The organism is Leptolyngbya sp. AN10 (assembly GCF_050565645.1).
Lineage (GTDB): Bacteria > Cyanobacteriota > Cyanobacteriia > Leptolyngbyales > Leptolyngbyaceae > Leptolyngbya.
In genome coordinates this window covers 69,403-82,639 of sequence record NZ_JBNXVP010000003.1, presented here as the reverse complement: position 1 = coordinate 82,639, position 13,237 = coordinate 69,403, and the positions used below count along the sequence as shown (strand labels likewise).

The 13,237-nt window shown below is 47.4% G+C and carries 12 protein-coding genes; 7 read left to right on the top strand and 5 right to left on the bottom strand.

Annotation, left to right across the window (positions count from 1 at the left end; all coding sequences use genetic code 11):
- Window positions 1-81: 81 nt before the first annotated feature.
- From ACQ4M5_RS05155 to ACQ4M5_RS05140, 4 genes are all read left to right on the top strand, one after another.
- Window positions 82-2,625 carry a sugar phosphate nucleotidyltransferase gene (locus ACQ4M5_RS05155; RefSeq protein ID WP_430674539.1) on the top strand — a complete coding sequence of 848 codons (2,544 nt, stop codon included), beginning with the start codon at window positions 82-84 and terminating at the stop codon, window positions 2,623-2,625.
- A 77-nt stretch (window positions 2,626-2,702) separates the two neighbouring features.
- Complete coding sequence (locus ACQ4M5_RS05150) at window positions 2,703-3,164, top strand: single-stranded DNA-binding protein (RefSeq protein WP_430674538.1); 462 nt, start codon at window positions 2,703-2,705, stop codon at window positions 3,162-3,164.
- Between the two features lie 32 nt (window positions 3,165-3,196).
- Window positions 3,197-4,360 carry an AGE family epimerase/isomerase gene (locus tag ACQ4M5_RS05145; protein WP_430674537.1) on the top strand — a complete coding sequence of 388 codons (1,164 nt, stop codon included), beginning with the start codon at window positions 3,197-3,199 and terminating at the stop codon, window positions 4,358-4,360.
- Between the two features lie 275 nt (window positions 4,361-4,635).
- Window positions 4,636-4,989 (top strand): hypothetical protein, encoded by a 354-nt coding sequence (locus ACQ4M5_RS05140; RefSeq protein WP_430674536.1) that lies wholly within the window; start codon window positions 4,636-4,638, stop codon window positions 4,987-4,989.
- Window positions 4,990-4,991: 2 nt separating this feature from the next.
- Here the strand turns inward: ACQ4M5_RS05140 and ACQ4M5_RS05135 are convergent, their stop codons facing one another.
- Window positions 4,992-7,220: a protein kinase domain-containing protein gene (locus ACQ4M5_RS05135; protein WP_430674535.1), complete on the bottom strand. Its 2,229-nt coding sequence runs from the start codon at window positions 7,218-7,220 to the stop codon at window positions 4,992-4,994.
- Window positions 7,221-7,285: 65 nt separating this feature from the next.
- On the opposite strand from ACQ4M5_RS05135, the gene nfi reads away from it, so the two are divergent.
- Together nfi and ACQ4M5_RS05125 are read left to right on the top strand one after the other, a co-directional pair.
- The gene (gene nfi / locus ACQ4M5_RS05130) at window positions 7,286-7,945 is read left to right on the top strand and encodes a deoxyribonuclease V (protein ID WP_430674534.1); all 660 of its coding nucleotides are present in this window, start codon (window positions 7,286-7,288) and stop codon (window positions 7,943-7,945) included.
- Between the two features lies 1 nt (window position 7,946).
- On the top strand, window positions 7,947-8,312 hold the full coding sequence (locus tag ACQ4M5_RS05125) for a hypothetical protein (protein WP_430674533.1): 366 nt from the start codon (window positions 7,947-7,949) through the stop codon (window positions 8,310-8,312).
- Window positions 8,313-8,628: 316 nt separating this feature from the next.
- Here ACQ4M5_RS05125 and ACQ4M5_RS05120 read toward each other — a convergent pair whose 3' ends face one another.
- Together ACQ4M5_RS05120 and ACQ4M5_RS05115 are read right to left on the bottom strand one after the other, a co-directional pair.
- The gene (locus ACQ4M5_RS05120) at window positions 8,629-9,918 is read right to left on the bottom strand and encodes an APC family permease (RefSeq protein WP_430674532.1); all 1,290 of its coding nucleotides are present in this window, start codon (window positions 9,916-9,918) and stop codon (window positions 8,629-8,631) included.
- 85 nt (window positions 9,919-10,003) lie between these two features.
- Entirely contained in the window at window positions 10,004-11,005 is a 1,002-nt protein-coding gene (locus ACQ4M5_RS05115; protein ID WP_430674531.1) for a TIGR00341 family protein, read from the bottom strand.
- A gap of 283 nt (window positions 11,006-11,288) precedes the next feature.
- Here ACQ4M5_RS05115 and ACQ4M5_RS05110 point away from each other — a divergent pair, with 283 nt between their 5' ends.
- Entirely contained in the window at window positions 11,289-12,113 is an 825-nt protein-coding gene (locus ACQ4M5_RS05110; protein WP_430674530.1) for a bacteriorhodopsin, read from the top strand.
- A 51-nt stretch (window positions 12,114-12,164) separates the two neighbouring features.
- Here the strand turns inward: ACQ4M5_RS05110 and ACQ4M5_RS05105 are convergent, their stop codons facing one another.
- Both ACQ4M5_RS05105 and ACQ4M5_RS05100 read right to left on the bottom strand, forming a co-directional pair.
- Window positions 12,165-12,491, bottom strand: coding sequence for a hypothetical protein (locus ACQ4M5_RS05105; protein ID WP_430674529.1), 327 nt, complete (start codon window positions 12,489-12,491; stop codon window positions 12,165-12,167).
- Window positions 12,492-12,518: 27 nt separating this feature from the next.
- Entirely contained in the window at window positions 12,519-13,016 is a 498-nt protein-coding gene (locus ACQ4M5_RS05100) for a sterol desaturase family protein (RefSeq protein WP_430674528.1), read from the bottom strand.
- Window positions 13,017-13,237: the final 221 nt, after the last annotated feature.

The window sequence follows — 13,237 nt, the reverse complement described above, 5'->3', positions numbered from 1 at the left end:
AGGTTCAGTGTCCGAACAAAGGTTGCACTGTCAAATTAAGTAAAGAGCGATCTAATATCGAGAAAGTAAGAAGGAGACTGTATGCGTGCAGTGTTAATGGCAGGGGGGTCGGGAACTCGACTTAGACCGCTCACGTGTGACCTGCCTAAACCCATGGTTCCAATTCTCAATCGCCCGATCGCGGAACATATTATCGATCTGCTCAAACGCCACCAAATTCGAGAAGTGATCGCTACGCTGCATTATCTACCGGATGTGATGCGCGATTATTTTCAGGACGGGAGCGAGTTCGGAGTCCAAATGACGTATGCCGTAGAGGAAGATCAGCCTCTTGGAACGGCAGGCTGTGTGAAAAATATCGCAGAATTGCTCGACGATACGTTTTTGGTGATTAGCGGCGATAGCGTGACGGATTTTGATCTGAGTGCCGCGATCGAGTTTCATTACCGCAAAGGCTCGAAGGCGACTCTGGTTCTCACTCGTGTACAAAACCCGATCGAATTCGGCGTGGTGATTACCGATGAAGAGTATCGTATTCGTCGCTTTCTCGAAAAGCCTTCGAGTAGTGAAATCTTTTCGGATACGGTCAATACGGGAATTTATATTCTCGATCCGGATGTGCTGAAGTATTTGCCCGAAAACGAAGAGGCGGACTTTTCAAAAGATCTTTTCCCGCTGCTGCTCGATAAGGGTGAACCGATGTATGGCTACATTGCAGAGGGCTACTGGTGCGATGTGGGGCACTTAGATGCGTATCGCGAAGCGCAGTATGCAGGATTATCGCGTCGGGTGAAATTAGAGTTCGATTACACAGAGCGATCGCCTGGATTATGGGTGGGAGAAAACACCTACATCGATTCGTCTGCTCGAATTGAAACGCCTGCGATTATTGGAAATAATTGCCGGATTGGATCACGAGTCACGATCGAAGCTGGAACCGCGATCGGGGATAACGTGACGATTGGGGCTGAAGCTGATTTGAAGCGTCCGATTATTTGGAATGGGGCAATGATCGGGGATGAAGTGCATCTCCGGGCTTGTGTAATTGCGCGTGGGGCGAGGATCGATCGACGATCGCACGTTCTAGAAGGCGCAGTTGTGGGACCGCTTTCAACCGTGGGCGAGGAAGCGCTGATCAGTCCAAATGTGCGGGTGTGGCCCAGTAAGAATGTGGAAGCTGGCGCGACTCTGAACACGAATCTGATCTGGGGATATACCGCGCATCGGAATTTGTTTGGACAGCGAGGCGTTTCGGGATTAGCGAATGTCGATATCATTCCAGAATTTGCGGTGAAACTCGGAGCGGCGTATGGTTCGACGTTAAAATCGGGATCGCAAGTGACCGTTTCACGGGATCAGAGAACGATTTCGCGAATGGTTTCTCGATCTCTGATTGCTGGCTTGATGTCGGTTGGAATTAATGTGCAAAACCTCGAAGCGACGGCAATTCCAGTATCTCGATCGGTCGTTCCAACGTTAGGTGTTGCGGGTGGATTACACATTCGGATTCATCCAGAAAAATCGGATCATATTTTGATTGAATTCTTCGATCGCAACGGGATTAATGTCTCGAAATCGATCGAGAAAAAGATCGAAGGCGCATTTTTCAAAGAAGATTTTCGTCGTGCCCCGATCCAAGAAATTGGTGGCGTAGTCGCGGTGAATCAAGCAACCGAAATCTATAGCCGTGGATTCGAGCGACATTTGAACATTCAAGCCGTTCAGCACAGTAGCTCGAAAGTGATTATCGATTACGCTTATGCGGTTTCGGGTGCAGTCTTACCGCAATTGTTGGCGAAATTTGGCTGTGATGCGGTCGTCTTGAACGCGAGTTTGACGCAAACGGCTCCCTCGGTTAACGATCGAGAATCACTCTTAAACCAACTCGGTCATGTGGTCGAAGCCCTCAAAGCCACCTTTGGGGTACAAGTCTCTGCCAACGGTGAACAGTTCATTTTGGTAGATGAAACGGGTAGCCCAATTCGAGGCGAAACGCTATCAGCGCTCATGGTCGATATGATTCTGACAGCAAATCCGCGAGGAACGATCGTGGTTCCGGTTCATGCCTCAAGTGCGATCGAACAAATTGCCCGCCGTCATGATGGCAAAGTCGTCCGTACCAAAGCCAATCCAACTGCACTCATGGAAGCTTGTCACGCTCACGGCAATACGGTTTTAGGTGGCAGTGGCGAAATGGGCTTTATTTTTCCGCAATTGCATCCTGGATTCGATGCGATGTTCTGCATTGCGAAACTGATCGAGATGCTGACGTTGCAAGATCGAACCCTGGCGCAAATTCGGGCAGAATGTCCACGGGTTTCGCACAAAACTTATTCGGTGCGCTGTCCTTGGACGGTGAAAGGGGCATTGATGCGGCATCTGGTCGAAAGTCATCCCGCAGAAATGCTGGAAACCTTTGATGGGGTGAAGATTTTTAATCCCGATCGAGGAGATAGCTGGGTGTTAATCTTACCGGATGCGACTGAGCCACTGATTCACGTGTATGCAAACAGTCCGAATCGCGGTTGGGTCGATGAGATTTTGCGCGAATATCGACTGAAAGTGCAAGAGTTCGTATATCAAGAACAGGGCATTGAGGAAGCCAGAATAGAGCACGTGTACTAAAATAGAAATTAGCAAATCCGCTCGTAACAAATTAGCGATCGGCAGTAGAATAACGTTCACTCACTTTTCACAAGCTCATGAACAGCATCATTTTGTTAGCGGACATCATTCAAGAACCGCAACTGCGATTTACTTCAGATAATCAAACCCCGATCGCTGAAATGCGCGTCGAATTTGCTGGATTGCGTCCTGAAGATCCTACAACTCAACTCAAAGCCGTGGGTTGGGGCAATTTGGCTCAAGAGATTCAGGCAAATTATCACGAAGGCGATCGAGTGATTCTTGAAGGTCGACTGACGATGAACACGGTCGATCGTCCGGAAGGCTTCAAGGAAAAGCAGGCAGAATTGACGATCCAGAAGATTCATTCACTGAATGGCACTTCGATTTCAAGTTCTGTAACCGCTCCCGCTGCTGCGGCTCCAACTCGCGCTCCTAGCACTCCGCCTCCTGCAACATCGACTCCAAAGCGAACGACGAAAGCGCCTGCGGCTCCCGCACTCGAATCCCAACCTGAATTAGACGACATTCCGTTCTAGAATCAAGGTCGGATTTTTAGGAGAAACACGATATGGAGCGCGATTTTCGACAATTGGCAGACCAGTACAAAACTGCGCTCCTCAATAACGTGTTGCCTTTTTGGGAAAATCATTCGATCGACAATCAAGGCGGTTATTTCACATGTCTCGATCGCACAGGCAAGGTGTACGACACGGATAAATTCATTTGGTTGCAGAATCGCCAGGTTTGGATGTTTTCAATGTTGTGCAACCGATTAGAGAAACGATCGGATTGGGTGTCGATCGCAGAACACGGCGCGAAATTCTTAGCAAAACATGGACGAGATGCAGAGGGGAACTGGTATTTTTCGCTCGATCGTTCCGGTGCGCCTTTGATTCAGCCGTACAATATTTTCTCTGATTGTTTCGCTGCAATGGCGTTTAGTCAGTTTGCGCTGGCATCTAGTCAAGATTGGGCGCGGGATGTGGCGCTTCAGGCGTATCAAAACGTATTGCGGCGACAGGACAATCCGAAAGGGAGCTATAACAAAGCGTATCCAGGAACGCGATCGATGAAAGGGTTATCCGTTCCAATGATTCTCGCGAATCTCACATTAGAGATGGAATGGTTATTGCCAAAAGAAACACTCGAACAAGTACTAACGGCAACCGTTCAGGAAGTGATGACGGATTTTCTGGATGAAAACTTACTCTACGAAAATGTGGCTCCAGATGGGTCACATATTGATAGCTTTGAAGGGCGACTAATCAATCCAGGACACGGGATTGAGGCAATGTGGTTCATGATGGACATTGCGAACCGAACAAATAATCTTGATCTGATTAATCAGTGTACTGATGTTGTTTTGAACACATTGAAATTCGCCTGGGATCAAGAATACGGCGGAATCTACTATTTCCTGGATGTGAAAGGCTATCCGACTCAACAGTTAGAGTGGGATCAAAAACTTTGGTGGGTTCACGTTGAAACCTTGGTCGCGCTGCTGATGGGATATCGGCTCACTGGGCGCGAAGACTGCTGGAACTGGTATGAGAAAGTGCATGACTATACTTGGGCGCACTTTGCAGATTCAGAATATGGCGAATGGTTTGGCTATCTCGATCGACGTGGAGACGTGTTACTCAATCTGAAAGGCGGCAAATGGAAAGGCTGTTTTCACGTTCCTCGATCGCTCTATCTCTGCTGGCAAGAATTCGAGAAACTGGCAGCGTGATTTTGCCCAAAACAAAACCCCTTGAGCGTCTGTCCGTGTTTCGACTTCAAGGGGTTTTGCAAGTTTGCTCCTCACACCCCTATACGTTCTCATGGCTGCAAAATATTTTCTATCCGCCTTGTGACAGATTTGTGAGTGCAACAATTCCGTCAAATCGCTGATTGCCTTATCTGCAATACCCCACTCAGGAGAAATTCCCAAAATCAGCCGTCGTAGGTAAAATGAAAATCAATCGGGCAGAATAACGATCAGCCACACTTGGAGAAGTCACCGTTATGTCTAGAAAAGCGCTTGCATTCGGAGCGATCGCAGGATTAGGGATTGCATTTGCTATCACGCAACCGTCTCACGCCCAACAAGTCCCAAGCAGTGCAGATTTACTTCGCGATCCGCAATCTCAAGATTCGCTGAATAACTTGTTTAATAATCGGGGCGATAATCCAACGGGCGGCTTGATGGATTTGATTCAGCGCGTCTCGAATCCGACACTCGACCCCGAACTGCTCCGTCAGCAACAGCAAGAGAATTTGGATGCTGCAACTGCGAACTTCCTGAAACGTCGTCAACAATTGCTGCAAACTCAAACTGCGCCTGTTGCACCTGCACCCGTGGTTCAACCGCTGCGATAAGGTTATTTGTCGATCGCTCGAAATGCGAATTGCCCTGGTTTTGTTGAACTGACTCGTACTAGGGTAATCGCCATTTCTCGATCGCCATTCTCCGTAAATCGGACTGAATTCACAGCCCCGATCGCAGCAAAATTCGAGGTCGAAAGAGTCGCTCGAATGCCGTTGCGGGTTGGGGCTTTTTGCAGAGCGGCAATTATCGCTTGGGTGGCATCATAGCCGAGTGCCGCTCTCCATTGTGCAGGTCTGCCCCACATCGATCGAGCTTGCTGCTCAAAGGGTGAATTCTGAAGTTGAGTTTGAGCCGAGGGAATCGCAACGATCATTCCAGTGGATGAATTCCCCAATTCGGTCAGGATGCGAGAGGAATAGAGTGCGTCTCCTGCAAGAATTGGTAAGCGTTTTCGATTCGCATTGATTACAAGTAGAGATCGATCGAGTAATTCACTATTTGGAGCCAGCAAAATCGCTTCGGCTCCTTTTTCGATTGCTTGATTTACACTCTCGGCAATCTCGATCGCGGGATCGCTGAGATCAATTTCTGCCACGACTTGCCCTTTATCACCGTAATAGAGCGCATCTTTGAACGAATCAGTCAGCGATCGACTATAGCGATTTTTGGAATTGAAGAAGATTGCTACTTTGCGCTTTTTCAAGTTCTGCATCATGTACGCAGCAAGCCGTTTTGCGGGAAGTTCATCGCTTGGCATCGTTCGGAATACATACTGGCTGAAGCCTGATAAGTCTTTAGCAGAACTGACTGGAGAAATTGCGACCAGCTCACCTGCTTGATAAATTTTGCCTGCTGCATACGTTGTGTCGCTGGTTCCATGTCCGATCACGCCAAGAACATTGGGATCGTTCACCAGTTGGGATGCGATCGCGGTTGCTAACTCAGGATTCGCATCATCGGACGCGATCGCGATTCTCAATCTCATTGCTTTGGTGCGGTTGATTCGATCCTGTGCCTGAGCAATTCCGCGCAAAACTTCGATCGATGGTTGCGGCTGATTGCGAATTGGAACGACAACTGCGATCGTATAAGCTTGCTCTTTCCCGATTCGAGCATTGTTGAGATAGATCAAGGTTTCGGGATCAGCTTTGTCTGCTTGTCTTGCTCTCTCGAACAGTTTCACGGCTTCGGGAAAATTGCCGCTCCTCATTTTGTCGATCCCAGCTTGCTTCAAAGGTGCAGTTGAGAGCGGATTTAGCGAGAGTTCTCCCACACTGACAGGCTGTAAAGTTTGCTCGATCGGTTCAGGTGATGGATTGTTTCGAGTGAGCGTCCAGGCTGAAACTCCTATGATCGACGCAATTCCTAAACCGAATGCTGCGAGTTTGAAGCGTTTTCTCGATCGACGCGGACGCGGACGCTCGATTTTTGAAAGCGGAATTTGCGTGAAGACAGAAGATTTTACTCGATCGAGCGCTTCCAATACTTCGGCTGTGGATTGATAGCGATCGTTAAAATGAAACTGCGTCATCTTTTCCAAGATCGCAGCGAAATTATCACTGACTTTGGCGCGATCGCGCCAGACGACACTATAAGTTCGGGGATCAATTGCCAGTTGAGACGGGCGAACTCCAGATAATGCCTGAATCGCAATCATTCCCAACGAATAGAGATCGCTATTAAACCTCGGTCGTCCTAAGCATTGTTCACTGGCAGCATAGCCCGAAGTGTAGACCGGAACACTCATTTGAGTTTGGGGAGCGGTATCTGCAAGCGATGTATCAATGATCGTTTTCACGGCTCCAAAATCGATTAGAACCAGTTTTTGGTCTCGATCGCGTCGAATCAAATTCTCTGGCTTCAAATCTCGATGAATCACGCCATGTTCATGCACAAAAGCGAGAATGCGCGTCACATCCTCCACCAGTTCGATCACTTGGGATTCTGAAAGCTTCTGACCTCCGCTCAATTCATCACTCAGCAAATGTCCCTGAATGAATTCTTGAACTAAATAGAACTCGTTATTTTCTTCAAAATATGCGAGTAGCTGTGGAATTTGATCATGCTGACCCAATTTCTCTAACGTATCAGCTTCCGCATAAAACATTCGACGCACTTGGCGCAAAATCGCCTCATCCTGACAAGAAAAGCTCAGATGCTTTAGAACACAGCGCGGATTCCCAGGGCGGCGCGTATCTTCTGCAATGTACGTCTGCCCGAAGCCACCAGAACCTAGCGCTTGAATAATCTTGTACCGAGCATCAAGAAGTCGTCCTAGCATTGCAACCCTGGGAAGTGATAATAGTGCATTGTAGGTCGATCGCTAAATTCGGACACAGTACAGTCATGAAAATTGAACCGCGACACGAATGGGCACTCACCGCAGAAGCCGCGATCGTGATTCAACAAGATCTCCGCCAAGAAGTGATCACCCAAGATCAATTCGGCGCGGTCAATTATGTCGCGGGAGTCGATGTTGGATTCGAGGAAGACGGAGCGATCACAAGAGCCGCGATCGCAGTTCTGAGCTATCCCGAATTACAGCTTTGTGAAAGTGCGATCGCTCGTCGTCCCACAACTTTTCCTTACATTCCAGGCTTTCTCTCATTCCGTGAAGTGCCTGCGGTTTTGGATGCACTTGAACAACTGAAAATCATTCCTGATCTTCTACTCTGTGATGGTCAAGGATTGGCGCATCCAAGACGATTTGGAATTGCTTGTCACTTGGGAATTTTGACGAATTTACCTGCGATCGGGGTGGCAAAATCTCGTCTGATTGGAACCTATTCTGAAGTTCCAGACGAGCGGGGGGCTTGGGTTCCATTGCTGCACAAAGAAGACACGATCGGAGCGGTTCTGAGAACTCGAATCAAGACGAATCCGCTGTATATTTCTTCCGGGCATCGAATTAGTTTGAAAAGTGCGATCGCTTACGTGATGGGTTGCACGACAAAATATCGATTACCCGAAACCACTAGACACGCTCATAAATTAGCCAGCGGTTGACATGAAAAAATTATTCATATTGATACTTCTATTGCTTACGATCGCACTTCCAGTTCAAGCTGCACCTTGTCGAACGTTGAACAATCAAGAAATCTGTATTCTTACTATCAAGCGCAGTGCAAAAAACTATTGGGAATATCGCGCTCAAGTTCAAGTCGATGGCGAAGTTCGACCGCTGCAAGTGTACGATTGCCGCAAGAAAATCACCGTTCAAGACAACAAAGTTCTTGAACTGTTTGAGCAAGATGGAACGGCTGAAGTCGTCTGTAGTTTCTTCAAGCCGCCGAGAGATGCGTTTGGGGTCGCAAGTGGAAAACCGCGATCGTTTCGGGGCGTGAGCGATCCGATTCCCAACCTTGGACGTTAAGAACGCCTTAAGAACTGAAGGTTTTAATATTTCCTTCGATAGTGTGAATAGCAGATACCTCCTAACTGCGTCTTTTGCCCCGTTCTGATACGGGGTTTTGTTTGGGAAAAATCGAAAATGCCCTCAGAATATAGCAGTAGAAGTTTAGATTAGGACATCCTCGGAGTTGCCCCCAAACCCCCAATTCTGGGGGCTTAAGACTCTTGCTCCCCCAGAATTGGGGGCTGGGGGGCTTCTTATGAAGTGTCCTAACTGAAGTAGGTACAGCTATAGTCCTCAAGAAATCGATCGACAAGTTCAACAACGCCGAGAGCAGCTAAGTTACTTGATTCAATTTGCGGAACAAATCCTGCCAAAGTAAGCCAACCGCAATCAAGCCGAGTCCAATCATCCAAACCTGTTGCTCGACCCAAAACGCGAGAAAGAGACAGGCGAACAATCCGATCCAAGCAATCCACTTGGGATAAAGTCGATCGTGCTTGGGAACTCGTAAAGCTGCAAAATTCGTAATCGCATAATACACCAGCACTGAGAAAGCACTAAATGACCAAGTAACTCTTACATCTCCAATGAGAACTAAAAGCGCGATCGCACTTCCCATCACGATAATGGCAATGTTTGGTGAAGCTTCCGAACCACTCAATCGAGCTACAATTCTCGGCATATCTCGACGGCGACCCATTGCAAACAACACACGAGACAATCCCAAAATCAAGTTCAGAAGCACTCCCAATGTTGCGGTCATCGCTCCAACAGCAAGGATTAAGTTACTTCCTGGAATTCCAAAGCTTCGAGCAGCGACTTCGAGCGGTGCAACTTGGCGATTCGTGACATTGCCTAAAACTGCTGCATCAACTACTCCAATTCCCACGACTGCAACACTGACATACAGCAACATCGTAATTACCAAGGTCACGAGCATGGCGCGGGGAATCGTTCGCTGAGGTTCCCGAACTTCTTCGCCCATTGTGGCAATTCGTCCGTATCCGGTATAAGCCACAAACATGAGTGCAGTCGCTTGTAATATTGCTTGAATCGGTTGCTCAGGTAGAAACGGCGTGAAGTTTGCAAATCGAGTCGAAAGCACGATCGGGAATCCTGCAACCACAAAGAACAACAGTGAAAGCAATGTGATCGCAACAATCACCATGTTCACCACATTCGATCGACGAATTCCCCCTAGTACTATCAGCGTAAGAATGACGATCGCACTAAACGCGATCGGAACTAACAAAGCACTATTCTCAATGCCCAATACATTCAATAAATAGCCTGCAAATCCCAAAGCAGCCGTCGCAGCCGAAGCAGATTTTGCGAGTAGAAACATCCAACCCGCTGTAAATCCAAGCTGCGGATTCAAATATCGATAGCCATACTCATACGAACCCCCGCTGACTGGATGACTTGCTGCCAGTTGAGCGCTATTGAGTCCATTACAAATCGCCACTCCTGCTGCAAGTGCGATCGCAACAATCACTGCCGATCCTGCAATTCCGGTCGCGATTCCGATGCTAACAAACACTCCTGTCCCAATGATTGATCCTAAACCGAGTGCGATCGCGCCAACGAGTCCAATTTGGCGTTTTAGAGTGTTGGTGGATGACATTCGGTTTCTCTTGATTTGAAGTCCGAATAGTAGTTTAAGCTGAACCCTTCAGGCTTGTGAAGCATCTAACAATACATTCCATCTATCAATTTGAATCATTTGAACTACGAACCTCCTGAACTTGCCCTACCTGAAAAATTAATCGAAATGGTTGACGCATTTCCCGACTGATAAATTCTTCCAAAAGCTGAACTTGTTTTGGTGTGACTGGCTCTCTCGCTCGGACATTTAAGCGAACCGTTGGCGGACTAGAAAGCCAGTTCACTTCAGTTCTGAGCAATTCTAGTCGTTGAAATGTCACCGTTCGATTTAACAAAGCCTGCTCTAAACCGTGTTGAAGTTGTGCCTGTCGAACCAATCGAGCAAAACTTGCACCCAGCGGAATCAAAAGAAGCACAGTCAAAACGGTCGCCCAAGTCAAAGCGCGTTGAGCATGACGCAATCGAGTATATCCAGCAATCAAAAAGGTGAGCATACAAGACAAGGTAATGCCCAGAAGATTTGTCGCATATAGCAGAGTTGCACCCAAGCTGAGTGACCAATCGGTTGCTGCTAATCCCAATCCAATCACACACACCGGAGGCATCAAGGCAACCGCGATCGCAGTTCCCGCCAAACTTCCTGCAATCCTCGGTTCAACTTTGGCATATCCACTAATTGCCCCCGCTGCTACAGCAACTCCTAAATCTAGTAAGGTTGGTTCAGAACGTGCTAACACTTCACTGCCATAGCTTGGGAGTGGAACCAAAATTCCAATCAGGCAGGAAATCAGCATCGCCAAAACTGTACCTGCAAACACTGAAATTGCACCTTGACGGAACAAAGAAAGATTTCCGATCAATGCGCCTAATGCCAATCCTCGAATTGGCAGCATTAACGGAGCAACAATCATCGCGCCAATGATCACAGCGGCACTGTTCGACAACAAGCCAAAAGTCGCGATCGCACAAGAACCCACAATCAGCAGGATGTAGACTTCATCGAGCTTGGACTCTACTTGCAAATCTGTCACAAGCTGCTGTACCTGAGTCGGTTCGCGGCGATTGCGACGAGACTTTTTAAAGCGATCGCGAATGTTTTCTAGCACAATGCTCTCTAACTAAAACATACAGAAGTTAGCAGCACACTTGCTCTTTTTCATCTGACTCCAGATAGGACTTTGGACTCGATTTTTCCAGCATTCAGAACTGCTTTCAGTCCTTAGATAGATTTTTCAGTTATTCCTGGTTTTTTCGCGTCACTTTTCTGTCACTTTCGTTTCTAATGCTAAAAACACGCACTTGTTTGCGATCGGCTAAGTTCTGTCGAAGAACGGTTAGACAAATTGATATTTGGATTTGCGTAACTAAAGTTTACTGGAGGAATGAGATATGGATTGGCAGAGCCTGTGGCACTGGCTTTACATTGGTGGAATGTCGATCGGTGCAATCTATTTTGCATTGCTAGGACGCGATCCAAAAGGGCTTCCGAAACTAGAGTATTTTGTTGCAACTTTTATTCCAATCTGGTCAGGGTTGATGTATTTGCTCATGACTGTACCGACCAGCGGCAACGGTCTGGAAATGGGGAAGATTGAAGTTGCAGGACAAATTACGCACTTTGCTCGATATGCAGATTGGATTGTGACCACTCCGCTGCTATTACTGTCTTTATCCTGGACAGCAATGCACCATCATAAGTCAAAAGATTGGACACTTACCTTCTCATTGATGGCAACTCAGGTCATTGTGATTGTGACCGGATTGATTGCAGATCTTTCAAACGTACCTTGGGTGCGCTATCTCTGGTATACGATCGGCTGTGTTGCGTTCTTGGTTGTGCTTTGGGGGATTTGGGGACCGCTTAAAGATAAGACTAGAGGCGATGCGGAACTCTCTCGCTTTTACAATGGATTGACTACTTTCTTTACGATTACTTGGATTTGCTATCCGTTGATCTGGATTTTAGGACCTTCAGGATTACGATTATTTGATCAAAACGTGGATACTTTCCTATTTTGCTTAGTGCCATTCTTCTCGAAAGTGGTGTTTAGCTTTCTCGATTTGAATGGTCTTCGTAGCTTGGGACATCGCGAAGCGGAAAGTGCCGAAGAACGATTTGTCAGTAGCACGATGCGCTTTATGAATGCAATTCCGCTATTTTGGCAACCGAGACGATCGCGGAGACGATCGCGGGTTAGTTCTAGAGGAGTGTAGATCTATACAATTTGGTAGACGTACTCCAGAACAGAGCCTACCAGAATAACGTCAGCAATCAGTTTGCTTCAAAAAATAAATCGTTTTTTCACTCACACGAGGAGTTATGAAGAAGATAGTTGCATTGTCGGCATCGCTGTTCAGTTTCTCACTGCTATTTAGTGCTTGTGGAACAACTGGAACAGGCACAGGGGGAACAGGCACAGGGGGAACAGGCACAGGGGGAACAACAACAGAAACCAGTCCAACTGTTTCGCCTACCGTTAGCCCAACTGTTTCGCCTACTGTTAGCCCAACTGTTTCGCCTACCGTCTCCCCGACCGTTAGCCCAACCGCTTCTCCAACCACATCTCCATAAATCAAAAACTGCGATCGCATTTCACCATTCGCGATCGCGGTTTTTGATTACCACCAGCGGAGTTGGAAATAACTGCGATCGGGCTGGCTCAATTCTTGCTCAGTCAGCCAGTCAACAGGCTTGTAAGTGCCAAAGACATGATCCCACCAATCCACAGCTAGTCCAAAGTTGTGATGCCACATTCCGTACTTGTGATGGACATAATGCACAGGCATCTTCATCCAAAAGCATTTTGTCGGATTCTCGTGTTGAAGTTGATGAGCATAAGACGAGAAGGCAGCATAGACTAATCCGCCCAAGAACCATCCGAATCCCGCCTCAAATGAGACAAAAAATAACAGTCCCATGATCAAAACTGTGCCTTTGAGATAGTCGAAAAATTCCCAAAGCACCCCTTGTCCTTCATTGCGTCGATGATGGTCGCGATGCCGTTCTCCTAATTTGTAGGGCTTGTGCATTAATCGGTGCACCCAATATTCGACCAAACTCGCGAGAACAAACGCGATCGTAAAACACGCGACTCCGATCCCAATTTTTTCGATCACAGATTGCTTCTCCTGACCTCACAACTCTTGCTATTCTGCCGAAGAATTCCGCAATGTGTCAAAATTCGAGAAAAAATCTATACAAAAGATCTATACAAAAGATCTATGCAAACGAAGTCCACCTTCGTGAACTAAGAAAAAAGGCTGTTAGTGCGTGGCGTACTTTGTCTGTGTAGTCCCGAATTCCACTCGAAAACCTAAGCTGCCTTTGCCACTAGCAA

What these genes read in the sequence shown, in the direction of transcription:
- ACQ4M5_RS05155 (WP_430674539.1), top strand. Translation starts at nt 82, where the DNA reads ATGCGTGCAGTGTTAATGGCAGGGGGGTCGGGAACTCGACTTAGACCG.
- ACQ4M5_RS05150 (WP_430674538.1), top strand. Translation starts at nt 2,703, where the DNA reads ATGAACAGCATCATTTTGTTAGCGGACATCATTCAAGAACCGCAACTG.
- ACQ4M5_RS05145 (WP_430674537.1), top strand. Translation starts at nt 3,197, where the DNA reads ATGGAGCGCGATTTTCGACAATTGGCAGACCAGTACAAAACTGCGCTC.
- ACQ4M5_RS05140 (WP_430674536.1), top strand. Translation starts at nt 4,636, where the DNA reads ATGTCTAGAAAAGCGCTTGCATTCGGAGCGATCGCAGGATTAGGGATT.
- ACQ4M5_RS05135 (WP_430674535.1), bottom strand. Translation starts at nt 7,220, where the DNA reads ATGCTAGGACGACTTCTTGATGCTCGGTACAAGATTATTCAAGCGCTA.
- nfi (WP_430674534.1), top strand. Translation starts at nt 7,286, where the DNA reads ATGAAAATTGAACCGCGACACGAATGGGCACTCACCGCAGAAGCCGCG.
- ACQ4M5_RS05125 (WP_430674533.1), top strand. Translation starts at nt 7,947, where the DNA reads ATGAAAAAATTATTCATATTGATACTTCTATTGCTTACGATCGCACTT.
- ACQ4M5_RS05120 (WP_430674532.1), bottom strand. Translation starts at nt 9,918, where the DNA reads ATGTCATCCACCAACACTCTAAAACGCCAAATTGGACTCGTTGGCGCG.
- ACQ4M5_RS05110 (WP_430674530.1), top strand. Translation starts at nt 11,289, where the DNA reads ATGGATTGGCAGAGCCTGTGGCACTGGCTTTACATTGGTGGAATGTCG.
- ACQ4M5_RS05105 (WP_430674529.1), bottom strand. Translation starts at nt 12,491, where the DNA reads ATGCGATCGCAGTTTTTGATTTATGGAGATGTGGTTGGAGAAGCGGTT.